The organism is Acinetobacter sp. ATCC 27244 (genome assembly GCF_000156555.1).
Classification (GTDB): Bacteria; Pseudomonadota; Gammaproteobacteria; order Pseudomonadales; family Moraxellaceae; genus Acinetobacter; species Acinetobacter haemolyticus.
On sequence record NZ_GG665950.1, the window covers coordinates 264330 to 284631 of the forward strand.

The following is a 20302-nucleotide window of genomic DNA, read 5'->3' on the forward strand; positions in this document are numbered from 1 at the left end:
CTATTCTTGATTTCATTCCAGTTGTTTTAATGCATTTTGAATATCTTGAATTAAATCCTCAGCATGTTCTAGTCCAATACAGAAGCGAACCAATAATCCTTGTTGTAAATGTGTATTCTTGAGTGAGCGCATTGTTTTTAAGTCATATAGCATTACTAGGCTCACAGGGCCGCCCCAGCTAAATCCAAGTTTGAATAGTTGTAAGTGGTCGCAAAATTTCCGAATCGCAGCGAGATCATATTCAGGCTTAAAGATGACGCTGACGAGACCAGCACTTTTGCCTGTAGTGCAAATTTGTTTCCAAAACTCATGGCCTGCGCAATCAGCAAGGCTTGGATGGAGTACTTGGGCGAATTGAGGTTGTTGCTTTAACCAGTTCATTAAAGTAAGCGCATTTTGTGCTTGTTGGTCATATCTAAAGGACATGTGTGCCAAACTACGTTGAATTTGAGCAGTGTCATCACCTGAAACAGAAATGCCTTGAATGGCATGCATACGGAACAATTTGTGATGTAAAGCTTGATCACGTGTCACCACTGAACCCATTAATATGTCGCCACCACCACTGGGATATTTGGTTAAAGCATGAACAGTGATATCAACTGAAAGGTGTTCATCTGAAAAATCAAAAGCATTAAATGCAAGGCCCGCCCCCCAAGTATTATCCAGTGCAGTCAGCACATTGGCTTGTTGGGCTTTTTTAACTAATTTTTTTAGATCGGGAAATTCTAAGGTGACTGAACCTGCTGCTTCTAGCCAAATTAGCTTGGTTTTGTCTGTCGGTTGGAAACTGTCAGCATCAATTGGATTGTAAATGCTAACAATGATGCCGTAGCGGCCTTGCAGATTTCTTAAATGTTCTAAATTAGGGCCATAAATATTATCAGCGACCCAGACTTCATCTCCCTTGCTTAATATTGCACTATTCACGAGATTAATCGCGGATAGACCGCTCGGTGCAAGTAAACAATATCGCCCCCCTTCAATCTGAGCAATATTATCGGCTAGAGTGAATGTTGTGGGGGTGCCATGTGTGCCATAACTATAGTCATAGGCATCGGTCCAGTGACGATCAAAAAGGTGCGCTGTCGACTGGAAAATGATGGTGGATGCACGAAATAGGGGAGGTTGTATGGTTTCAATGTATTGAGGGGCTTGGCGTGGTGCATGAATAAGAAGCGTTTGTCTATTTTTATGTGTAGTCATGGGGCAAAATCAAAACGATATGATGATCTAGGTTAAGATAAAAGTGATCTATCTGCCAGTAATTTGCAGCTTTTGTACAGAATCGGTACGGGCATCATGCTTTGGAATAAAACTGGCGTTATTTTTGCTAAGAATTATTATCATTCTAACGATAATAGGTTTTAGCGCATGAAGTCGCATTTAAGAGTGCATTATTTTCAGCACATCGCCGGTGAGGGTTTTGGAAGTTGTTATGAATTTCTAAAGGCACATAAAGCAAAAATCACAGCCACTGAGTTTTTTGCTTTGCCTGTAGATTTGCCGCTTGAGCTAGAGGCGTTGCCGCGTGTGGATGAGGTGGACTTGCTCATTATCATGGGGGGAACCATGAGTGTAAATGATGAAGCGAACTATCCATGGTTGAGGCTGGAAAAACGCTGGTTACGCCGCTATTTGGCAGCAGGAAAACCCGCCATTGGTTTATGCTTAGGTGGGCAGTTGATTGCAAATGCTTTAGGTGCTGCAGTAAGCCGTAATCCTCATCAGGAATTAGGTTGGATGGATGTTGGGCGTGCTTCACATATTCCAGAAACATGCTTCCAATTTCCTGAGCGGATCAATATCTTACAGTGGCATAGTGAAACTTTTGAAATCCCGAAGGGGGCAGTACATTTGGCAGAAAATAAAGTTTGTCGAAACCAAATGTATCAAATTGGACGCAATGTGCTTGGTTTTCAATTTCATCCAGAAATGACACCACATGCATTGGAGTTGTTGATTGAAAATGAAGAAGAAATGGCAATTTTTGATGGCGAGTACGTTCAACCCATATCGGAGCTAAAAAGGACACTAAAAAGTAGATTCGAACAAGGTAATCAGTTGTTGAATCGAGCGATAGAATATGTTGTAGGTGTTTAAAGAGGATAAAATTATAAAAAATAAAAAACAGGAATTGCATAAGACTTAAACAATCGCTATAATGGGCGACCCTCAAAAGGAGGGCGTTTTCTACGAAGAAAGTAGTTAACGCATTACAGTCGTGGCATCGATCACGACCATAGTGATTTTCACTGCCCTTGACACTTACCAAAAGGTGAGGTGCGTCATGGGTGATTCTTTATATATTTGGCTTGGAGTTTACTGGTATGTCTAACCAGAGAATTCGTATCCGTTTGAAGTCTTTTGATCATCGTCTGATTGATCAATCTGCTCAAGAGATCGTAGAAACCGCTAAGCGTACTGGCGCACAAGTGTGTGGTCCAATCCCGATGCCTACTCGCATCGAACGCTTCAACGTTCTTACTTCACCACACGTCAACAAAGACGCTCGTGATCAGTATGAAATCCGCACTTATAAACGTTTGATCGATATCGTTCAACCAACAGATAAAACTGTTGATGCATTGATGAAGTTAGATCTTGCTGCTGGTGTTGATGTTCAGATCGCTTTGGGTTAAGGCTTTCGGTTAATTAACTCTAAGTTAATTAGGCCGCTTTTTTAGAGGTTTATGCACATGGCTATTGGTTTAGTCGGTCGCAAATGTGGTATGACTCGCGTCTTTACAGATGCTGGTGTATCTGTACCTGTTACAGTTATCGAAGTCGATCCAAACCGCATTACGCAAATCAAAACACTTGAAACTGATGGTTATCAAGCAATTCAAGTAACTACTGGTGAACGTCGCGAATCGCGCGTAACGAACGCTCAGAAAGGTCACTTCGCTAAAGCGGGTGTTGCTGCTGGTCGTTTAGTTAAAGAGTTCCGTGTTACTGAAGCTGAGCTTGAAGGTCGTGAAGTTGGTGGTTCTATCGGTGTTGATTTGTTCACAGTTGGTCAAATTGTTGACGTAACTGGACAATCAAAAGGTAAGGGCTTCCAAGGTGGTGTTAAGCGTTGGAATTTCCGTACGCAAGATGCTACTCATGGTAACTCTGTATCTCACCGTGTATTAGGTTCTACAGGTCAAAACCAAACACCTGGTCGCGTGTTCAAAGGCAAGAAAATGGCTGGTCACTTAGGTGATGAACGCGTAACAGTTCAAGGTCTTGAAATTGTATCTATTGACGCTGAACGTTCTGTTTTAGTTGTTAAAGGTGCTATTCCTGGTTCAACTGGCGGCGACGTTATCGTGCGTCCTACCATCAAGGCCTGAGGGGAAATACTGTGAATTTAAAAACTGTTTCCGGCTCTGCTGTTGAATTGTCTGAAGTTGCTTTCGGACGTGAATTTAACGAAGCTCTTGTACACCAAGTTGTTACAGCTTATTTAGCTGGTGGTCGTCAAGGTACTCGTGCTCACAAATCACGTGCAGATGTTTCTGGCGGTGGTAAAAAACCATTCCGTCAAAAAGGTACTGGTCGCGCTCGTGCGGGTTCTATTCGTAGCCCGATCTGGGTTGGTGGTGGTAAAACTTTTGCTGCTCGTCCACAAGATTGGTCTCAAAAAGTAAACCGTAAGATGTATCGCGGTGCAATGCAATGTATCTTAGCTGAACTTGTTCGCCAAGATCGCCTTGTATTAGTTGAAGAGTTTGCTGTTGCGGCTCCAAAAACTAAAGAATTGCTTGCAAAACTTACCGACTTGAATGCAACTCGCGCATTGATCATTACAGATGCTGTAGATGAGAACTTGTATCTCGCAGCTCGCAACCTTCCACACGTTGATGTGGTTGATGCTACTGCTATTGATCCTGTTAGCTTGATCGCATTTGATAAAGTTGTAATGTCTGTAGCTGCTGCTAAGAAAATTGAGGTAGAACTCGGATGAACAACGAACGTATCTATCAAGTCCTATTAGGACCAGTATTCTCAGAAAAAGCACAAGTTTTAGGTGATACTGCTGGTGTTCAAGTGTTCAAAGTTGCATTAAATGCAAACAAACTTGAAATCAAAAAAGCAGTTGAACAGCTCTTCGGTGTTGAAGTTGTAAAAATTAATACAACGATCACTAAAGGTAAAACAAAACGCTTTGGTAAAACATTAGGACGTCGTTCTGATGTGAAAAAAGCATACGTCACCCTGAAAGCTGGCCAAGATGTAGAAATGGCTGACTTGGGCGATACCGCTGAAAACGCAGCGGAATAAGGACGAAAATTATGCCAATTCAAAAATGTAAGCCAACGTCTCCAGGACGTCGCTTTGTAGAGAAAGTGGTTCATAGCCATCTTCACAAAGGCGCACCTTATGCACCGTTGGTAGAAGCTAAAAAACGTACTGGTGGTCGTAATAACAATGGTCACATCACTACACGTCATGTAGGTGGTGGTCATAAACAACACTATCGTATTGTTGACTTTAAACGTAATAAAGATGGTATTCCAGCGACTGTAGAGCGCATTGAGTACGATCCTAACCGTACAGCTCATATTGCTTTATTGAAATATGCTGACGGTGAACGTCGTTATATCATTGCTCCTAAAGGTTTACGTGCGGGTGATAAAGTTCAATCTGGTAACGATGCTCCAATTCGTCCAGGTAACTGCTTACCACTTCGTAACATGCCTATTGGTTCTACACTTCATAACCTTGAACTTAAAATCGGTAAAGGTGCTCAATTAGCGCGTTCTGCTGGTACTTCAGTTCAGTTGTTAGGTCGTGATGGTTCTTACGCTATCGTTCGTTTACGTTCTGGTGAAATGCGTAAAGTCCATGTTGAATGTCGTGCTGTAATTGGTGAAGTTTCTAACCAAGAAAGCAACCTTCGTTCATTGGGTAAAGCTGGTGCTTCGCGCTGGCGCGGTGTTCGTCCTACCGTTCGTGGTATGGCGATGAACCCAGTTGACCATCCACACGGTGGTGGTGAAGGACGTAGTAAAGGTATTCAACCTGTAAGTCCATGGGGTCAAAAAGCTAAAGGGTACAAGACACGTACCAATAAGCGTACGACTAAGATGATTATTCGCGACCGTCGCGTCAAGTAAAGGAATCTGACTAATGCCTCGTTCATTAAAAAAAGGTCCATTCGTCGACGCGCACTTGTTCGCTAAGGTTGAAGCGGCTATTGCAGCAAACAACCGTAAGCCGATCAAGACTTGGTCTCGTCGTTCAATGATCCTTCCAGACTTTGTTGGTTTAACAATTTCTGTTCACAATGGTCGTAACCACGTTCCAGTAATTGTTACTGAACACATGGTTGGTCATAAACTAGGTGAATTCGCGCCAACTCGTACCTATCGTGGTCACGGTGTTGATAAGAAGTCTAAACGTTAATAGGTGCTATGATGGAAGTAACTGCTAAATTACGCGGTGCCGCTATCTCGGCACAGAAGGCACGTTTAGTTGCTGATTTGATTCGTGGTAAATCGGTTGCACGCGCGCTAGACATTTTAAACTTCAGCAACAAGAAAGCAGCTGTGCTCGTTAAAAAGGCACTTGAATCTGCAATCGCGAATGCTGAACACAATAACAGCTTAGATGTTGACGATCTTAAAGTAACTACGATTTACGTTGATGAAGGCATGAGCCTTAAACGTATCATGCCACGTGCTAAAGGCCGTGCAGATCGTATTACTAAGCGTACTTGTCACATCACCGTTAAGGTAGGGGTTTGATATGGGTCAGAAGGTTCATCCAATCGGTATCCGCCTGGGTGTTGTGAAACGCCATAACGCTAACTGGTATGCGAGTCCGAAACAATACGCTGAATACTTGCTTAAAGATCTTCAAGTTCGTGAGTTTTTAACTAAAAAACTTAAGAATGCGATGATCAGCAATATTCTTATTGAACGTCCTACTGGTGCTGCTAAAGTAACAATTAGCACTGCTCGTCCAGGTATCGTAATCGGTAAGAAAGGCGAAGACATTGAAAAATTACAGCGCGAACTCACCAACATTATGGGTGTTCCAGCGCAAGTTAGCATCAACGAAATCGATCGCCCAGACCTAGATGCTCGTTTAGTTGCTGAAGCAATTGCTTCACAATTAGAAAAGCGTGTTATGTTCCGTCGTGCTATGAAGCGTGCGGTACAAAACACAATGCGTGCTGGCGCGAAAGGTATCAAAGTTGAAGTTTCTGGCCGTTTAGGTGGTGCAGAGATTGCTCGTACTGAATGGTATCGTGAAGGTCGTGTACCTTTGCATACACTTCGTGCTGACATCGACTATGCAACTATGCGTGCAGAAACAACTTACGGTACGATCGGTGTTAAAGTTTGGATTTTCCGTGGCGAGATTTTAGGTGGCATGAAACAAGTCATGAACCCTGCTCCTGCTGAAGAGCGTCCAGCTAAACGTGGTCGTGGACGTGGTGAAGGTCAAGAGCGTCGTGGTCGTCGCGGTGACCGTGCTGCTGACAAGGGAGAATAATCCATGTTGCAACCTAAACGTACCAAATTCCGTAAAGTGCACAAAGGCCGTAACACTGGTCTAGCGCATCGTGGTAGTACAGTATCATTTGGTTCGATTGCAATTAAAGCAACTGAACGTGGTCGTATGACTGCGCGTCAGATTGAAGCTTGCCGTCGTACCATCAGCCGTCGTATTAAGCGTGGTGGTAAAATCTTCATCCGCGTATTCCCGGACAAGCCAATTACCGAAAAACCATTAGAAGTTCGTATGGGTAAAGGTAAAGGTAGCGTGGAATATTGGGTTTGTCAGATCCAACCAGGTAAGATCCTGTACGAAATTGAAGGTGTTAACGATGAGTTAGCGCGTGAAGCTTTTGCTTTAGCTGCTGCTAAACTTCCGTTTAAAACCACTATCGTGACTCGGACGGTAATGTAATGAAAACTAAAGATCTACGTGAAAAATCGGTAGAAGAGTTGAAAGCTTTGCTTGATGAGCAACAGCTTAACCAATTCCGTCTTCGTATGGCGAAAGCAACTGGTCAATTAGGCAAATCGCATGAAGTGCAAATTGCTCGTAAGACAATTGCTCGTATCAAGACACTCCTTACCGAAAAACAGGGGAACGGACAATGAGTGAAAAAACAGTCCGCACGTTAACCGGCAAAGTCGTAAGTGACAAAATGGACAAGTCTATTGTTGTACTTATTGAACGCCGTGTTCAACACCCGTTGTATGGCAAATCAATCCGCCGTTCAACTAAACTACACGCTCATGATGAGAACAATGTTGCTAAAACTGGCGACTTGGTAACCATCAAAGAAAGCCGCCCAATTTCTAAAACTAAAGCTTGGACTTTAGTGGAAGTCGTTGAAGCAGCTGCTGAGTAATTAGACGTTCTTGTTGCATCATCGGACAATTTCGAGTACTCTTTGAGCCTTTCGAAATTGTGACCGGTGATGCTCGGTTTTGGAGTAGGGCAATGATTCAAACCGAAAGTATGCTCGACGTAGCAGACAACAGTGGTGCACGCCGCGTACAATGTATTAAAGTACTTGGTGGTTCACACCGTCGTTATGCTTCAGTTGGCGACATTATTAAAGTTACTGTAAAAGAAGCAATCCCACGCGCACGTGTTAAAAAAGGTGACGTGATGAATGCTGTAGTTGTTCGTACAAAATTCGGCATCCGTCGTCCAGATGGTTCAGTTATTCGTTTCGACGATAACGCAGCTGTTATTTTGAATAACAACAAAGCTCCGATTGCTACTCGTATCTTCGGACCAGTGACTCGTGAACTTCGTACTGAACAGTTCATGAAAATCATTTCATTGGCTCCTGAAGTTCTATAAGAGGCAATCATGGCTAAGATTAAAAAAGGCGATCAAGTAATTGTGATCGCAGGTAAAGAAAAAGGCAAACAAGGTGTTGTTTTGTCTGTTTCTGAAGATCGAGTTAAGGTCGAAGGTCTTAACTTAGTGAAGAAGCATCAAAAGCCAAACCGTGTAACTGGCGCTGAAGGCGGTATCGTTACTCAAGAGGCAACGCTTCATATTTCAAACGTGGCAATTTTTAATGCTACAACCCAAAAGGCTGACCGTATTGGTTACCAAGTGATTGATGGCGCGAAAACTCGCGTTTACAAATCAAATGGTGAATCAGTGGCGGTAGCGAAGTAATAGGTTGAAAAGGCAATGGCCAGACTTAAAGCACGTTACAACGACGAACTTAAAGCGAAGTTACAAGAAGAACTTGGCGTTAAGAACGTGATGGATATTCCTCGCATCACGAAAATCACTCTTAACATGGGTGTAGGCGCAGCTGCAACTGATAAGAAATTATTAGATGGTGCTGTTGCTGATATGCAACTCATTGCTGGTCAAAAACCAGTTGTGACTCTTGCGCGTAAATCAATCGCTGGTTTCAAAATCCGTGACGGTTGGCCGATCGGTTGTAAAGTTACTTTACGCGGCGACCAAATGTACGAATTCTTGGATCGTTTGATCTCTATCGCAATCCCTCGTATTCGTGACTTCCGTGGTTTCTCTGCGAAATCATTTGATGGTCGCGGCAACTACTCTATGGGTTTAAAAGAGCAAATCGTTTTCCCTGAAATCGATTTTGACAAAATTGATCGTATCCGTGGTTTAGATATCACGATTACGACCACTGCTCGTAGCGATGACGAAGGCCGTGCGCTTATGCGTGCATTCGGCTTCCCGTTCAAATAAGAGGTCGATATGGCTAAGAAAGGTATGATTAATCGCGAATTGAAACGCGAAAAGACAGTTGCTAAATACGCTGCAAAACGTGCTGAATTAAAAGCAACGATTGCAAATGTAAATGCGAGTGACGAAGAACGTTTCGAAGCGACATTAAAGTTACAGGCATTGCCACGTAACGCATCTCCAGTACGTCTTCGTAACCGTTGTGGTTTAACTGGTCGTCCTCATGGTTACTTCCGTAAGTTCGGTTTAAGCCGTAACAAATTACGCGATACAGTAATGCAAGGTGATGTGCCGGGCGTTGTTAAGGCAAGCTGGTAAGGAGCGACTAAATGAGTATGCAAGATACCGTTGCCGACATGTTAACACGTGTTCGTAACGCACAAATGGCGAAGAAACAAACTGTTTCTATGCCGTCTTCTAAGTTGAAAGTTGCAATTGCAAATGTACTTCAACAAGAAGGTTATATTTCAAATGTAGAAGTGGCTCAAGAAGAGATCAAATCTACTTTGACTATTACGTTAAAATATTTCGAAGGCAAACCAGTTATCGAAACCGTTAAGCGTGTAAGCCGTCCAGGTCTTCGCCAATACCGCGGTAAAGATAAAATTCCTAGCGTTAAGCAAGGTTTAGGTATTGCAATTGTTTCTACAAGCAAAGGCATCATGACTGATCGCGCTGCACGTGCTGCGGGCATCGGTGGTGAAGTTATTGCTTTTGTTTCTTAATAGGTGATTCCTCATGTCTCGTGTGGCTAAAGCCCCAGTAACTGTACCGAATGGTGTAACAGTTACTCAGAACGGCCGGCAGGTCGAAGTGAAAGGCAGCAAAGGTACATTGTCTTTCAACCTGCATGCGCTGGTCGAGCTAAAACAGGAAGAAGGTAAACTTCAACTTGCTCCGGCTAAAGAGTCGAAAGACGCTTGGATGCAGGCTGGTACTGCTCGCGCTGTATTGAACAACCTTGTAAAAGGTGTTAGCGAAGGCTTCGAACGTAAGTTACAGCTTGTTGGTGTTGGTTATAAAGCTGCGGTTAAGGGTACTGTTGTAAACCTTAACCTTGGTTACTCACACCCGATTGACTACGCTTTACCGGAAGGTGTAACAGCGGAAACTCCAACTGCAACTGAAATCATTTTGAAATCAGCAAACAAGCAGTTGTTAGGTCAAGTGGCAGCGGAAATCCGTGCATACCGTGCTCCTGAACCATATAAAGGTAAAGGTGTTCGTTATTCGGATGAAGTTATTCTTCGTAAAGAAGCTAAGAAGAAATAAGGCGCGAGGTTCTTATGAACGAAAAGAAACAAACCCGTTTGCGTCGTGCGAAAAGCACACGCTTGCACATTCGTGCATTGGGTGCGACTCGTTTGTGTGTAAACCGCACTCCGCGTCACATCTATGCGCAAGTTATTTCAGCGGATGGTGGCAAAGTTTTAGCGCAAGCTTCAACTTTAGATGCATCTTTACGTAGTGGTACTACTGGTAATGTTGAAGCGGCTACGAAAGTTGGTGCTTTGATCGCAGAACGTGCTAAAGCAGCTGGCGTTACTAAAGTTGCATTTGACCGTTCTGGTTTTAAATATCATGGTCGTATCAAAGCCTTGGCTGATGCTGCTCGTGAAGGCGGCTTGGAGTTCTAATCATGGCGAAAGTTGAACAAAACGAAGGTCTCGTTGAAAAGCTGGTTGCCGTTGATCGTGTAGCCAAGGTAGTAAAGGGTGGTCGTATCTTCTCTTTCACAGCACTAACTGTTGTGGGCGATGGTAATGGTCGTGTAGGTTTTGGTCGTGGTAAAGCACGTGAAGTTCCAGCTGCTATTTCTAAAGCACTTGAAGCTGCTCGTCGCAACATGATTACTGTAGACCTTGCGGGGACTACTTTACAACACCCTGTGAATGCTCGTCATGGCGCAAGCCGTGTATACATGCAACCTGCTTCAGAAGGTACTGGCGTAATTGCTGGTGGCGCGATGCGTGCTGTTCTTGAAGCTGCAGGTGTACATAACGTACTTGCTAAATGTTATGGTTCTACTAACGCTGCTAACGTAGTAAACGCGACTTTTAAAGGTTTGCGTGATATGACTTCTCCTGAGAAAGTCGCTGCGAAACGTGGTAAGTCAGTAGAAGAAATTCAAGGGTAATCAATCATGAAAACGATTAAAGTTACCCAGACTAAGTCTTCTTCACATCGCTTGAAAAATCACAAGCTTTGCTTACAAGGTTTAGGTCTGCGTCGTATTGGTCATACTGTAGAAGTGCAAGATACGCCTTCTAACCGCGGCATGATCAACAAAGTTTACTATATGGTTAGTGTAGAGGAATAATGCCATGACTCTGCGTTTAAATGAGCTTGCACCTGCTGAAGGTGCAAAGCGTGAAAACCGTCGTTTAGGCCGTGGTATCGGTTCTGGCGTTGGTAAGACTGGTGGCCGTGGTGTCAAAGGTCAAAATTCACGTAAAAGTGGTGGTACTCGTCCAGGCTTTGAAGGCGGTCAAACTGCGTTATATCGTCGTTTACCAAAATTCGGTTTCACTAGCCAAATCGCTTTGAAAACTGCTGAAGTACGTTTGTCTGAGCTAAACAAAGTTGAAGGTGATGTTGTTTCACTAGAAACTTTGAAGGCTGCGAATGTTGTTCGTCGTGACCAAGTTCGTGCTCGCATCGTGCTTTCAGGTGAAATCACTCGCGCGTTCACTGTACAAGGTGTAGCGTTGACTAAAGGTGCTAAAGCTGCTGTTGAAGCTGCTGGCGGTAAAGTCGAGGAGTAATCTCGAGTGTCTATGACTCCTAGTTCTTCTGGTCATGTAAACATGATGAAAGGCCAACCGTTTCATGTGAAATATCGTGAAATTATTCGTCGATTAATGTTTTTAATTGGCGCGTTATTGGTCTTTCGACTAGGAGCGCATATTCCGTTGCCGGGCATTGATAGTGTGGCACTAGCAAGCTTTTTTAAGGCCAATGAAGGTACCTTCTTGGGCTTATTTAATATGTTTTCTGGTGGTGCATTAGAACGCATGTCAATTCTAGCGTTAGGGATCATGCCATACATCTCTGCATCGATTATCGTGCAGTTGATGTCAACCGTGGTTCCTTCGTTAGAAGCTTTGAAAAAAGAAGGCGAGCAAGGCAAACGTAAACTGAATCAATATACGCGTTACGGCACTCTATTTCTTGCACTCGTGCAGGGTATAGGGATGTGTGCTGGTCTGATTAGTCAGGGTATTACTTTGACTTCAGGCTTGGCATTCTATGTTCCAGCAGTGACTTCGCTTGTTGCAGGAACAATGTTTTTGATGTGGTTGGGTGAACAGATTACCGAACGTGGTGTTGGTAATGGTATCTCAATGATTATTTTTGCTGGTATTGTAGCTGGCTTGCCAAATCTTGTAATTCAGTCGTTCACGTCTGTACAAAATGGTCAAGGTAGCTTAATTGGTTTGGCGGTATTCGGTTTATTATCGTTAGCTGTCTTAGCCGCGATAGTGTTTATTGAAAAAGCACAACGTCGTATTCCAGTAAATTATGCTCAAAAACAACAGGGCCGTCGTGTATTTACTGCACAGCAAACACATTTGCCATTAAAAATTAATATGGCAGGTGTTATTCCAGCGATTTTCGCTAGCTCACTGTTATTATTTCCAGCGAGCTTGGGGCAATGGTTAGGAAGTGCTGATCCAAATGCAGGATTTGTTAAGCGTAGCCTGCAAGATCTGGCATTGGTGTTATCACCTGGACAGCCGTTATATTTAATGCTCTTTGGTGCGTTAATTATCTTCTTCTGTTATTTTTATACGGCGCTTGTTTTTAGCCCGAAAGAAGTTTCAGAGAATTTGAAACGTAGCGGAGCATATGTGCCTGGTATCCGCCCAGGTGAGCAAACGGCTCGTTATTTAGATCATATTCTTAACCGTTTGACATTTATTGGTGCTATCTACATTACCGTAGTGTGTTTAATGCCTATGGTGCTACAAAGTTCGTTTGGTATTCCATTCCATTTGGGTGGGACATCTTTACTGATTGTAGTTGTAGTTGTGATGGACTTTATGGCGCAACTTCAGGCGCACTTGACCTCGCATCAATATGATAATCAAACGTTAATGAGAAAAACGACTGCTCATCCGCAGGGATAAGCGCACTTAGAGGTTTTCATCATGAAAGTACAAGCTTCTGTAAAGAAAATTTGTGGTAGCTGTAAAGTTATCCGTCGTAATGGGGTTATTCGCGTAATTTGTAGCGCAGAACCTCGTCATAAGCAGCGTCAAGGTTAATTTAATTAAGACCTGTTGATTTCAGTAGGCTAATTAGGTTATTATCCGCCCCTCAAGATTTTTGTGGGGCGGTTGATTATCTTGACTGCCTTTTTGGAGAAAATTGAATGGCTCGTATTGCCGGTGTAAACATTCCGGATAACAAGCACGCTGTTATCTCTCTCACGTATATTTTTGGTATCGGTCGCCACACTGCTAAGAATATCTTAGCTGCTGTAGGTATTGCTGGAACTACGAAAATTCGTGAATTAGATGATGCTCAGCTTGATGCGATTCGTGCAGAAGTTGCTAAGGTTCCGACCGAAGGTGATTTACGTCGCGAAATTTCCATGAACATTAAACGTTTAATGGATTTAGGCTGCTACCGCGGTCTTCGTCATCGTCGCAGCTTGCCTGTTCGCGGACAACGCACCAAAACTAACGCACGTACCCGTAAAGGTCCGCGCAAACCGATTAAAAAGTAAGATTTCTGGAAGCTAAAAGATGGCTAAAGATACTCGCACACGCAAGAAGGTCTCTCGTACCGTCTCTGAAGGTGTTGCACACATTCACGCGTCTTTTAATAACACCATTGTTACGATTACCGATCGTCAAGGTAATGCATTGGCTTGGGCCACCTCAGGTGGACAAGGCTTCCGTGGTTCACGTAAATCAACTCCGTTCGCTGCTCAGGTAGCTGCTGAAGTTGCTGGTAAAGCAGCTTTAGATTACGGTTTGAAAAACCTAGACGTCCTTGTAAAAGGTCCTGGTCCAGGTCGTGAGTCTGCGGTTCGTGCATTAGGCGCAGTGGGTTATAAGATTAACAGCATTACCGATGTGACTCCAATTCCTCACAACGGTTGCCGTCCACCTAAAAAACGTCGCGTGTAAGGAGAAACATTCATGGCTCGTTATATTGGTCCAAAATGCAAACTCTCTCGTCGCGAAGGGACAGACCTGCAACTTAAATCAGGCGTTAAACCGTTTGATGTAAAAACCAAAAAACACAATAAAGCACCTGGTCAACATGGTCAGGCTCGTGGTGGTAAGCAATCTGAGTATTCACTACAATTACGTGAAAAACAAAAAGTCCGTCGTATGTACGGTGTGTTAGAGCGTCAATTTAGTAACTACTATAAAGAAGCAGCTCGTGTGAAAGGCGCAACAGGTGAAAACTTGTTGAAATTGCTTGAAAGCCGTCTTGATAACGTAGTTTATCGCATGGGTTTTGGTTCTACACGTTCAGAAGCTCGTCAGTTAGTTTCTCACCGTTCTATTACTTTAAATGGTCGTCGTGTCAACATTGCGTCTATTCAAGTAAAAGCGGGCGATGTAATTGCGGTTCACGAAGGCGCTAAACAACAATTGCGTATTAAAAATGCAATTGAATTGGCTGCTCAACGTGGTATCCCTGCTTGGATGGAAGTTGACCATTCTAAGCTAGAAGGTACGTTCAAAGCTGCACCTGATCGTTCTGATTTACCTGCTGAAATCAACGAAAGCTTGATTGTAGAATTGTATTCTAAATAATCCTTGAGGTAGCAATAAATGACGCGTACTGCAAACGAGTTTCTAACTCCGCAAGCGATCAAGGTCGAAGCGGTGAGCGGGACCTCGGCAAAAGTGATTCTGGAACCTTTAGAGCGTGGCTTTGGTCATACTCTAGGTAATGCTTTACGTCGCATTCTATTGTCTTCTTTGCCTGGCGCTGCTGTGGTTGAAGTTGAGATAGAAGGCGTCGAGCACGAGTACAGTACTTTAGAAGGCTTGCAGCAGGACATCGTCGAGCTCTTGCTGAACCTAAAAGGATTGTCTATTAAGCTGTTCGATCAAAATGAAGCATATTTAACATTAGAGAAACAAGGTGCAGGTGACGTAACAGCAGCTGACCTTCGTTTACCTCATAATGTTGAAGTGGTTAACCCTGATCATTTAATTGGTACTTTGAGTGCTAGTGGTTCATTGAAAATGCGCCTTAAAGTTGCTCAAGGTCGTGGTTATGAAACATCTGACTCTCGTTTCCCAGAAGGCGAAACTCGCCCAGTGGGTCGTTTACAGTTAGATGCTTCTTATAGCCCGATTAAACGTGTTTCTTATACCGTTGAAAATGCGCGTGTAGAACAACGTACCGATCTTGATAAGCTAGTGATCGATCTTGAAACAAATGGAACTGTTGATCCAGAAGAAGCTATCCGCAAAGCGGCAACAATCTTGCAACAACAAATTGCAATTTTTGTTGATCTTCAGAAAGATCAAACTCCTGTTGCTCAAGAACCTCGCGAAGAAGTTGACCCAATTTTGCTTCGTCCAGTAGATGATCTCGAGCTAACTGTTCGTTCTGCTAACTGTTTGAAGGCAGAAAATATTTACTACATTGGTGATCTTGTTCAACGTACTGAAGTTGAGTTGTTAAAAACTCCTAACTTGGGTAAAAAATCGTTAACTGAGATCAAAGATGTTTTGGCATCGAAAGGTTTACAACTCGGCATGCGTTTAGAGAACTGGCCACCAGCTAGTCTCCGTATGGATGACCGTTTTGCCTATCGTAGCCGTTAATTAAGTAGGACTATCACCATGCGTCATCGTAATAGTGGTGTGAAATTAGGCCGTACAAGCAGCCACCGTAAGGCGTTGTTCCAAAACTTAACAAATGCTTTAGTTGAGCATGAGTTAATTAAAACAACTTTGCCTAAGGCGAAAGAACTTCGTCGTGTTGCTGAGCCTTTAATCACTTTGGCAAAAAACGATACAGTAGCAAACCGTCGTTTAGCGTTTGCTCGTACTCGTTCTGCAGCAACTGTTGGTAAATTATTTACCGTTCTTGGCCCTCGTTACAAAGAACGTAACGGCGGTTATCTACGTGTTCTTAAAGCGGGCTTCCGTGCAGGTGATGCTGCACCGATGGCTTACGTTGAACTTGTAGATCGTGAAGTAAAATAATACTTCTATACAAGAGCAGCTCAGTTGTTCCAAAAAAGGTCGGTGTAATAACCGACCTTTTTTATTGCTTATTAGTTAATAATTTTCTTTCTAACTTAAATTTGGGTAAATGGTTAATATGCTAAATTAGGTTATGACATTATTAAAATTTCAAATAGATAAATATGTTAGATATTACGATTAGAATCCTAAGTGTAGATGAACTGAATGATTTTAGAACGATTAGACTTTCAGCTTTAGCAAAAGCCCCACAAATGTTTGGTTCAACTTATGAGATAGAAGTTTTAAAACCATACAGTTTTTTTGAAAGTTGCTTATCAAGTTCAATAGTCTTTGGGGTTTACCATAAAGATAAAATTATAGGTTTAGCGACTTTAACACAAGAGGGCGGAATGAAGCTGTCTCATAAGGCTTCTCTATCCAGTGTATTTATTGAACCTGAATTTCAAAGACAGGGTATCGCAACAAAGTTGCTTCGTACTGTTATTGCTTATAGTAAAGAGCAAGTAGAACAGATTTTACTGAGTGTCGCTGATGATAATCAGTCAGCGATTCATCTTTATCAAAAAAATGGTTTTCAAACCTATGGGGTGGAATTGAAAGCTTTGAAAAATGATACAGGATATACGGATGAGCTTCTGATGAAGCTTTTTCTGTTCTAAGGCATTTTTCAAAGCTCTAAAGCACGGTATCGTTAAAGTTGATAAAAGATCAACCATTAAACAATAGTTCATCCCAAACTTTTTTAAAGTACAATTTGTTTGAGTACATTTAGTAAATTTTCTTATGCTATTTTGATTTTCTTAAGTGTTATGCCAACAAGATTACTTTTTGATAATCTCTAAACTACACATAAATTTCCTATGCTGCTGAAGTCTGATCTGGAAATTCCTAGTAGAAATCTCAAAATTTTTTAGCTTCGTTTTTTCTCAAAATGTCCCGAACTGATATAAAAAAACCGATGAATGACTAAACTTGACATTGTGTATTGTCAAATTTGTGCTTTAATAAAGACATGGTTTATACAGGGTATAAAAAAAATGGAAAAGCAAGTTGATGTTCTAATTATTGGTGCAGGTATCTCTGGGATTGGGCTCGCTGTACACCTTTCTAAAAACTGTCCACAACGCCAATTTGAAATTTTAGAGCGTCGTGACAGCTTTGGTGGGACTTGGGATTTATTCCGTTATCCTGGTATTCGTTCTGACTCAGATATGTCTACTTTTGGTTTTAACTTTAAGCCTTGGGCGAAAGACAAAGTCCTTGCAAGTGGCCCAGAGATTAAAGGCTATCTTTCTGAAGTTATTGATGAGTTTAAGTTAAAAGAAAAAATTCATTTCGGTCATCGCGTCCTTTCTGCAAACTATGATTCTGCTAAGAAAAAGTGGCTTGTTGAAATTGAAGATAGCAACAACAAAAAACAAACTTGGTCAGCAAATTTTGTAATGGGATGTACGGGTTACTATAACTATGATCAAGGTTATGCACCACAATTCCCAGAGCAAGATAAATTTAAAGGGCAATTTATCCACCCACAACACTGGCCTGAAAACCTAGATTATACTGGTAAGAAAGTGGTGATTGTAGGTAGTGGCGCAACAGCGATTACCCTTGTTCCTTCAATGGTGAAAGGTGGAGCAGGTCATGTGACTATGTTACAGCGTTCTCCAACGTACATCGCAACAGTTCCTTCAATTGACTTCATCTATGAAAAAACACGTAGATTTATGTCAGAAGAAACAGCATATAAATTTACCCGTGCTCGTAACATTGGGATGCAGCGTGCGATCTACGCCTTAGCTCAAAAGCATCCAAAAACTGTGCGTCGCCTATTATTAAAAGGCATTGAGTTACAGCTAAAAGGTAAAGTGGATATGAAACACTTTACGCCAAGCTATAATCCATGGGATCAACGTTTGTGTGTTGTGCCTGATGGTGATTTATTCAAAGCATTGCGCCAAGGTCAAGCAAGTATTGAAACTGATCAGATTGAGAAGTTCACTGCAAATGGTATCCAGTTGAAATCTGGAAAACATTTGGAAGCTGATATTGTAATTTCAGCGACTGGCTTGGAAATTCAAATCTTAGGTGGCGTAAAAGGCTCTATTGATGGTAAGCCGATGAATACCTCACATCATATGTTGTACCAAGGTGTGATGGTGAGTGATGTACCGAATATGGCAATGATTATTGGTTATATCAATGCATCTTGGACATTGAAAGTTGATATTGCTGCTGACTATATTTGTCGTTTGCTTAATCATATGGACAAAAACGGCTTTGATGAAGTGATCGCACATGCTGACCCTGCTCAGTTTGAGCAAGATACGATTATGGGTAAACTATCTTCAGGTTATATCGCCCGTGCAGCAGATATTATGCCAAAACAAGGCAAGCAAGCACCATGGAAGATTTCTAACAACTATCTTGCTGATCGTAAAGAATTGAAAGATGCAAAATTTAACGATGGTGTCTTACAATTCCGTAAGCGTGATGAACAAGTAGATCGTAAACCAAAATTAGTTTCTTAATTTATTTTAAGCTAAGCAAGAACCCTGTGTAGACACAGGGTTCTTTTGTTTTAAATAATGATTGTTGTTAGAATATCGCGTAAAAGTGTTGATTATAAAATTTATATATTTAGGACAATTCAATGAAAAAATTATGGTTTTTGGGGATATTACTGTTTAGTAATGCCACGTTTGCGGATGATCTGAAGCAAAAAGAAAAATTAGCTCAACAATTGGTTTCTATTGATGGTACTGAGCAAGGTTTACTAAGCACGGATAAAATGATCCTAGAGCAGATTCGGATGCGTTTACCCAAAGATCTACCAGAGAGTTTTTATACGGATTTGACTAAGAATCTAAATAGTGAGCAACGTAAACAGTTTATTGTGCAACGCTATGTTGAGACTTTTAACCAAAAAGAGTTACAAGCGGCATTAAATTTTTATCAATTACCTGAAGGTAAAGCATGGGCAAATAAAGCCAGTGAAGTTGGAAGCGAGGTTGCACATTTCACGACACAACATGCGCGCACTGCACTAAATGAAACGATGCAACAACATATTGATCATCCTAAGGTTAAGCAGTTGATGGTTCGGATGAATCCACCATCTCAACCATCGGAATCGCCGCAGTCAAAGTAAATAAAAGGGATAGTACATTTAGTACTATCCCTGATTTTTTAAATCTAACAATTAAAGAGTACGTGAAATTAATTCTTTCATAATTTCATTGGTTCCTGCATAAATGCGGTTTGCACGATTGTCGATATAGGCGCGTGCAATTGGGTATTCAAGCATATAGCCATAGCCCCCATGTAATTGTAAGCACTCATCTACAACTTTTGAGAACATATCTGAAATTTTATATTTAGCTGCTGCTGCTGCATCTACACCTAAACTCTCTTCAAGCTGTAACTCCATACAACGGTCTAAATACGTACGGCAAAAATCGATTTCTGTGCGTAATTCTGCCAATTTAAATCGTGTATTTTGAAATGTTCCAATCGGTTTACCAAACGCTTTACGGTCTTTGGTGTACTGTACTGTATGAGCAAATGCAGCTTCAGCACCTGCTTGGCAAATGATTGCAACGAGCATACGTTCCCATGCGAGCTCTTTCATTAGCATCATAAAGCCCATGCCTTCCATACCAAGAAGGTTTTCTTTCGGTACACGAACATTGTCAAAGAACAGTTCACAGGTATCTTGACCTTTCATCCCAATTTTATTCAAAGGCTTGCCTTTGCTAAAACCAGCACGATCTGCTTCTACAATAATTAATGATAAATTCGCTGATCCTTTTTCTGTATTACCCGTCTTACATACCACAATGGCCATATCACAGAGATAGCCATTGGTAATAAAGATTTTAGAGCCATTGATGACATATTCATCACCCTCAAGTACGGCTGTTGTGCGTACTGCTTGTAGATCTGAACCTGTACCCGGTTCTGTCATGGCGATTGCTGTTACGGTTTCACCGGTCGCCATTTTAGGTAACCATTATTGCTTTTGCTCATCGTTACCGAAGTTGTTGATATAATTGGCAACAATATCTGAATGCAACGAAAATCCAGTACTAGAATCCATCGCATAAGCTTGTTCTTCAATGAGAATCATACTGTATAAACGATCTACACCTGAACCACCGTATTCTTCTGGCATAGTGGTGCAAAGTAAACCTAACTCACCAGCTTTATTCCATAGATCACGGTCAACATGTTGTTGTTTTTCATATTTTTCAATATTTGGAACAACTTCTTTTTCATAGAATTTGCGCACAGTTTCGCGAAATGCTTCATGGTCTGAAGTAAATAATTTTCGCGCTAACATATTTGGAATTGGACGAATTGCACCTGATTGCATTTGTTATTTTTTCCCTAAATTGTTGAAGTTACAGACTCATCATCAC

General features: G+C 41.9%; 32 protein-coding genes and 2 pseudogenes. 32 read left to right on the forward strand and 2 right to left on the reverse strand.

What is annotated here, in order from left to right:
- Positions 1-12: 12 nt before the first annotated feature.
- Positions 13-1206 (reverse strand): PLP-dependent transferase, encoded by a 1194-nt coding sequence (locus HMPREF0023_RS03380; RefSeq protein ID WP_005088324.1) that lies wholly within the window; start codon positions 1204-1206, stop codon positions 13-15.
- Positions 1207-1374: 168 nt separating this feature from the next.
- On the opposite strand from HMPREF0023_RS03380, the gene HMPREF0023_RS03385 reads away from it, so the two are divergent.
- The 32 genes and pseudogenes from HMPREF0023_RS03385 (at position 1375) to HMPREF0023_RS03540 (ending at position 19032) form a co-directional block, all read left to right on the forward strand.
- A complete protein-coding gene (locus HMPREF0023_RS03385; RefSeq protein WP_004641076.1) occupies positions 1375-2103 on the forward strand; it encodes a type 1 glutamine amidotransferase in 729 nt (242 codons plus the stop codon).
- A gap of 227 nt (positions 2104-2330) precedes the next feature.
- Positions 2331-2642, forward strand: a complete 312-nt coding sequence (gene rpsJ, locus HMPREF0023_RS03390; RefSeq protein WP_000070912.1) for a 30S ribosomal protein S10 — start codon at positions 2331-2333, stop codon at positions 2640-2642.
- Between the two features lie 57 nt (positions 2643-2699).
- Positions 2700-3338: a 50S ribosomal protein L3 gene (gene rplC / locus HMPREF0023_RS03395; RefSeq protein ID WP_005086841.1), complete on the forward strand. Its 639-nt coding sequence runs from the start codon at positions 2700-2702 to the stop codon at positions 3336-3338.
- A gap of 11 nt (positions 3339-3349) precedes the next feature.
- Entirely contained in the window at positions 3350-3952 is a 603-nt protein-coding gene (rplD, locus tag HMPREF0023_RS03400; protein ID WP_004641072.1) for a 50S ribosomal protein L4, read from the forward strand.
- Positions 3949-4269: a 50S ribosomal protein L23 gene (rplW, locus tag HMPREF0023_RS03405; protein ID WP_004641070.1), complete on the forward strand. Its 321-nt coding sequence runs from the start codon at positions 3949-3951 to the stop codon at positions 4267-4269. Before rplD ends, rplW begins: the two co-directional genes overlap by 4 nt.
- Before the next feature lie 11 nt (positions 4270-4280).
- Positions 4281-5105 (forward strand): 50S ribosomal protein L2, encoded by an 825-nt coding sequence (rplB, locus tag HMPREF0023_RS03410; protein ID WP_004641068.1) that lies wholly within the window; start codon positions 4281-4283, stop codon positions 5103-5105.
- A 13-nt stretch (positions 5106-5118) separates the two neighbouring features.
- Positions 5119-5394, forward strand: a complete 276-nt coding sequence (gene rpsS, locus HMPREF0023_RS03415) for a 30S ribosomal protein S19 (protein ID WP_004641066.1) — start codon at positions 5119-5121, stop codon at positions 5392-5394.
- A gap of 11 nt (positions 5395-5405) precedes the next feature.
- Positions 5406-5735, forward strand: coding sequence for a 50S ribosomal protein L22 (rplV, locus tag HMPREF0023_RS03420; protein WP_005086837.1), 330 nt, complete (start codon positions 5406-5408; stop codon positions 5733-5735).
- A 1-nt stretch (position 5736) separates the two neighbouring features.
- Positions 5737-6553: pseudogene (gene rpsC, locus HMPREF0023_RS03425) on the forward strand (30S ribosomal protein S3).
- Positions 6493-6906: a 50S ribosomal protein L16 gene (gene rplP, locus HMPREF0023_RS03430; protein WP_004641059.1), complete on the forward strand. Its 414-nt coding sequence runs from the start codon at positions 6493-6495 to the stop codon at positions 6904-6906. Before rpsC ends, rplP begins: the two are co-directional and overlap by 61 nt.
- A complete protein-coding gene (rpmC, locus tag HMPREF0023_RS03435) occupies positions 6906-7103 on the forward strand; it encodes a 50S ribosomal protein L29 (RefSeq protein WP_000849927.1) in 198 nt (65 codons plus the stop codon). The genes rplP and rpmC overlap by 1 nt, the downstream gene beginning before the upstream one ends.
- Positions 7100-7357, forward strand: coding sequence for a 30S ribosomal protein S17 (rpsQ, locus tag HMPREF0023_RS03440; protein ID WP_004641057.1), 258 nt, complete (start codon positions 7100-7102; stop codon positions 7355-7357). Before rpmC ends, rpsQ begins: the two co-directional genes overlap by 4 nt.
- Positions 7358-7449: 92 nt before the next feature.
- Positions 7450-7818, forward strand: coding sequence for a 50S ribosomal protein L14 (rplN, locus tag HMPREF0023_RS03445; RefSeq protein ID WP_004657680.1), 369 nt, complete (start codon positions 7450-7452; stop codon positions 7816-7818).
- Between the two features lie 9 nt (positions 7819-7827).
- Complete coding sequence (gene rplX, locus HMPREF0023_RS03450) at positions 7828-8145, forward strand: 50S ribosomal protein L24 (RefSeq protein ID WP_004641054.1); 318 nt, start codon at positions 7828-7830, stop codon at positions 8143-8145.
- 15 nt (positions 8146-8160) lie between these two features.
- A complete protein-coding gene (gene rplE, locus HMPREF0023_RS03455; RefSeq protein WP_004641052.1) occupies positions 8161-8697 on the forward strand; it encodes a 50S ribosomal protein L5 in 537 nt (178 codons plus the stop codon).
- Positions 8698-8706: 9 nt separating this feature from the next.
- On the forward strand, positions 8707-9012 hold the full coding sequence (gene rpsN / locus HMPREF0023_RS03460; protein ID WP_004641050.1) for a 30S ribosomal protein S14: 306 nt from the start codon (positions 8707-8709) through the stop codon (positions 9010-9012).
- Positions 9013-9023: 11 nt separating this feature from the next.
- Positions 9024-9419: a 30S ribosomal protein S8 gene (gene rpsH / locus HMPREF0023_RS03465; protein ID WP_004641048.1), complete on the forward strand. Its 396-nt coding sequence runs from the start codon at positions 9024-9026 to the stop codon at positions 9417-9419.
- 13 nt (positions 9420-9432) lie between these two features.
- A complete protein-coding gene (gene rplF, locus HMPREF0023_RS03470; protein WP_004641046.1) occupies positions 9433-9966 on the forward strand; it encodes a 50S ribosomal protein L6 in 534 nt (177 codons plus the stop codon).
- 14 nt (positions 9967-9980) lie between these two features.
- Positions 9981-10331, forward strand: coding sequence for a 50S ribosomal protein L18 (gene rplR / locus HMPREF0023_RS03475; RefSeq protein WP_004641044.1), 351 nt, complete (start codon positions 9981-9983; stop codon positions 10329-10331).
- 2 nt (positions 10332-10333) lie between these two features.
- Positions 10334-10831 (forward strand): 30S ribosomal protein S5, encoded by a 498-nt coding sequence (gene rpsE, locus HMPREF0023_RS03480; protein WP_001141025.1) that lies wholly within the window; start codon positions 10334-10336, stop codon positions 10829-10831.
- A gap of 6 nt (positions 10832-10837) precedes the next feature.
- Complete coding sequence (gene rpmD / locus HMPREF0023_RS03485) at positions 10838-11014, forward strand: 50S ribosomal protein L30 (RefSeq protein ID WP_000849088.1); 177 nt, start codon at positions 10838-10840, stop codon at positions 11012-11014.
- 4 nt (positions 11015-11018) lie between these two features.
- Positions 11019-11459: a 50S ribosomal protein L15 gene (gene rplO, locus HMPREF0023_RS03490; RefSeq protein WP_004641042.1), complete on the forward strand. Its 441-nt coding sequence runs from the start codon at positions 11019-11021 to the stop codon at positions 11457-11459.
- Between the two features lie 45 nt (positions 11460-11504).
- Positions 11505-12824, forward strand: coding sequence for a preprotein translocase subunit SecY (secY, locus tag HMPREF0023_RS03495; protein WP_171055818.1), 1320 nt, complete (start codon positions 11505-11507; stop codon positions 12822-12824).
- Between the two features lie 21 nt (positions 12825-12845).
- Positions 12846-12962, forward strand: coding sequence for a 50S ribosomal protein L36 (gene rpmJ / locus HMPREF0023_RS03500; protein ID WP_000867907.1), 117 nt, complete (start codon positions 12846-12848; stop codon positions 12960-12962).
- A gap of 107 nt (positions 12963-13069) precedes the next feature.
- The gene (rpsM, locus tag HMPREF0023_RS03505; RefSeq protein ID WP_004641038.1) at positions 13070-13426 is read left to right on the forward strand and encodes a 30S ribosomal protein S13; all 357 of its coding nucleotides are present in this window, start codon (positions 13070-13072) and stop codon (positions 13424-13426) included.
- 19 nt (positions 13427-13445) lie between these two features.
- The gene (gene rpsK / locus HMPREF0023_RS03510; RefSeq protein ID WP_004641037.1) at positions 13446-13832 is read left to right on the forward strand and encodes a 30S ribosomal protein S11; all 387 of its coding nucleotides are present in this window, start codon (positions 13446-13448) and stop codon (positions 13830-13832) included.
- A 12-nt stretch (positions 13833-13844) separates the two neighbouring features.
- Positions 13845-14471, forward strand: coding sequence for a 30S ribosomal protein S4 (gene rpsD / locus HMPREF0023_RS03515; protein WP_004641035.1), 627 nt, complete (start codon positions 13845-13847; stop codon positions 14469-14471).
- An 18-nt stretch (positions 14472-14489) separates the two neighbouring features.
- Positions 14490-15497 carry a DNA-directed RNA polymerase subunit alpha gene (locus HMPREF0023_RS03520; protein ID WP_004641033.1) on the forward strand — a complete coding sequence of 336 codons (1008 nt, stop codon included), beginning with the start codon at positions 14490-14492 and terminating at the stop codon, positions 15495-15497.
- Positions 15498-15515: 18 nt separating this feature from the next.
- Complete coding sequence (gene rplQ, locus HMPREF0023_RS03525) at positions 15516-15881, forward strand: 50S ribosomal protein L17 (RefSeq protein ID WP_004641032.1); 366 nt, start codon at positions 15516-15518, stop codon at positions 15879-15881.
- Between the two features lie 164 nt (positions 15882-16045).
- Positions 16046-16543 (forward strand): GNAT family N-acetyltransferase, encoded by a 498-nt coding sequence (locus HMPREF0023_RS03530; protein ID WP_004641030.1) that lies wholly within the window; start codon positions 16046-16048, stop codon positions 16541-16543.
- A 378-nt stretch (positions 16544-16921) separates the two neighbouring features.
- Positions 16922-18412, forward strand: coding sequence for a flavin-containing monooxygenase (locus HMPREF0023_RS03535; protein ID WP_005086827.1), 1491 nt, complete (start codon positions 16922-16924; stop codon positions 18410-18412).
- 122 nt (positions 18413-18534) lie between these two features.
- The gene (locus HMPREF0023_RS03540; protein ID WP_005088321.1) at positions 18535-19032 is read left to right on the forward strand and encodes a DUF2059 domain-containing protein; all 498 of its coding nucleotides are present in this window, start codon (positions 18535-18537) and stop codon (positions 19030-19032) included.
- A 51-nt stretch (positions 19033-19083) separates the two neighbouring features.
- Here HMPREF0023_RS03540 and HMPREF0023_RS03545 read toward each other — a convergent pair.
- A pseudogene (locus HMPREF0023_RS03545) lies at positions 19084-20256 on the reverse strand (acyl-CoA dehydrogenase family protein).
- Positions 20257-20302: the final 46 nt, after the last annotated feature.

Excerpts from the sequence above, each read along its gene's own strand:
- HMPREF0023_RS03380 (WP_005088324.1), bottom strand. The coding sequence starts at position 1,206 with ATGACTACACATAAAAATAGACAAACGCTTCTTATTCATGCACCACGC.
- HMPREF0023_RS03385 (WP_004641076.1), top strand. The coding sequence starts at position 1,375 with ATGAAGTCGCATTTAAGAGTGCATTATTTTCAGCACATCGCCGGTGAG.
- rpsJ (WP_000070912.1), top strand. The coding sequence starts at position 2,331 with ATGTCTAACCAGAGAATTCGTATCCGTTTGAAGTCTTTTGATCATCGT.
- rplC (WP_005086841.1), top strand. The coding sequence starts at position 2,700 with ATGGCTATTGGTTTAGTCGGTCGCAAATGTGGTATGACTCGCGTCTTT.
- rplW (WP_004641070.1), top strand. The coding sequence starts at position 3,949 with ATGAACAACGAACGTATCTATCAAGTCCTATTAGGACCAGTATTCTCA.
- rplB (WP_004641068.1), top strand. The coding sequence starts at position 4,281 with ATGCCAATTCAAAAATGTAAGCCAACGTCTCCAGGACGTCGCTTTGTA.
- rpsS (WP_004641066.1), top strand. The coding sequence starts at position 5,119 with ATGCCTCGTTCATTAAAAAAAGGTCCATTCGTCGACGCGCACTTGTTC.
- rplV (WP_005086837.1), top strand. The coding sequence starts at position 5,406 with ATGGAAGTAACTGCTAAATTACGCGGTGCCGCTATCTCGGCACAGAAG.
- rplP (WP_004641059.1), top strand. The coding sequence starts at position 6,493 with ATGTTGCAACCTAAACGTACCAAATTCCGTAAAGTGCACAAAGGCCGT.
- rpmC (WP_000849927.1), top strand. The coding sequence starts at position 6,906 with ATGAAAACTAAAGATCTACGTGAAAAATCGGTAGAAGAGTTGAAAGCT.
- rpsQ (WP_004641057.1), top strand. The coding sequence starts at position 7,100 with ATGAGTGAAAAAACAGTCCGCACGTTAACCGGCAAAGTCGTAAGTGAC.
- rplN (WP_004657680.1), top strand. The coding sequence starts at position 7,450 with ATGATTCAAACCGAAAGTATGCTCGACGTAGCAGACAACAGTGGTGCA.
- rplX (WP_004641054.1), top strand. The coding sequence starts at position 7,828 with ATGGCTAAGATTAAAAAAGGCGATCAAGTAATTGTGATCGCAGGTAAA.
- rplE (WP_004641052.1), top strand. The coding sequence starts at position 8,161 with ATGGCCAGACTTAAAGCACGTTACAACGACGAACTTAAAGCGAAGTTA.
- rpsN (WP_004641050.1), top strand. The coding sequence starts at position 8,707 with ATGGCTAAGAAAGGTATGATTAATCGCGAATTGAAACGCGAAAAGACA.
- rpsH (WP_004641048.1), top strand. The coding sequence starts at position 9,024 with ATGAGTATGCAAGATACCGTTGCCGACATGTTAACACGTGTTCGTAAC.
- rplF (WP_004641046.1), top strand. The coding sequence starts at position 9,433 with ATGTCTCGTGTGGCTAAAGCCCCAGTAACTGTACCGAATGGTGTAACA.
- rplR (WP_004641044.1), top strand. The coding sequence starts at position 9,981 with ATGAACGAAAAGAAACAAACCCGTTTGCGTCGTGCGAAAAGCACACGC.
- rpsE (WP_001141025.1), top strand. The coding sequence starts at position 10,334 with ATGGCGAAAGTTGAACAAAACGAAGGTCTCGTTGAAAAGCTGGTTGCC.
- rpmD (WP_000849088.1), top strand. The coding sequence starts at position 10,838 with ATGAAAACGATTAAAGTTACCCAGACTAAGTCTTCTTCACATCGCTTG.
- rplO (WP_004641042.1), top strand. The coding sequence starts at position 11,019 with ATGACTCTGCGTTTAAATGAGCTTGCACCTGCTGAAGGTGCAAAGCGT.
- secY (WP_171055818.1), top strand. The coding sequence starts at position 11,505 with ATGAAAGGCCAACCGTTTCATGTGAAATATCGTGAAATTATTCGTCGA.
- rpmJ (WP_000867907.1), top strand. The coding sequence starts at position 12,846 with ATGAAAGTACAAGCTTCTGTAAAGAAAATTTGTGGTAGCTGTAAAGTT.
- rpsM (WP_004641038.1), top strand. The coding sequence starts at position 13,070 with ATGGCTCGTATTGCCGGTGTAAACATTCCGGATAACAAGCACGCTGTT.
- rpsK (WP_004641037.1), top strand. The coding sequence starts at position 13,446 with ATGGCTAAAGATACTCGCACACGCAAGAAGGTCTCTCGTACCGTCTCT.
- rpsD (WP_004641035.1), top strand. The coding sequence starts at position 13,845 with ATGGCTCGTTATATTGGTCCAAAATGCAAACTCTCTCGTCGCGAAGGG.
- HMPREF0023_RS03520 (WP_004641033.1), top strand. The coding sequence starts at position 14,490 with ATGACGCGTACTGCAAACGAGTTTCTAACTCCGCAAGCGATCAAGGTC.
- rplQ (WP_004641032.1), top strand. The coding sequence starts at position 15,516 with ATGCGTCATCGTAATAGTGGTGTGAAATTAGGCCGTACAAGCAGCCAC.
- HMPREF0023_RS03530 (WP_004641030.1), top strand. The coding sequence starts at position 16,046 with ATGTTAGATATTACGATTAGAATCCTAAGTGTAGATGAACTGAATGAT.
- HMPREF0023_RS03535 (WP_005086827.1), top strand. The coding sequence starts at position 16,922 with ATGGAAAAGCAAGTTGATGTTCTAATTATTGGTGCAGGTATCTCTGGG.
- HMPREF0023_RS03540 (WP_005088321.1), top strand. The coding sequence starts at position 18,535 with ATGAAAAAATTATGGTTTTTGGGGATATTACTGTTTAGTAATGCCACG.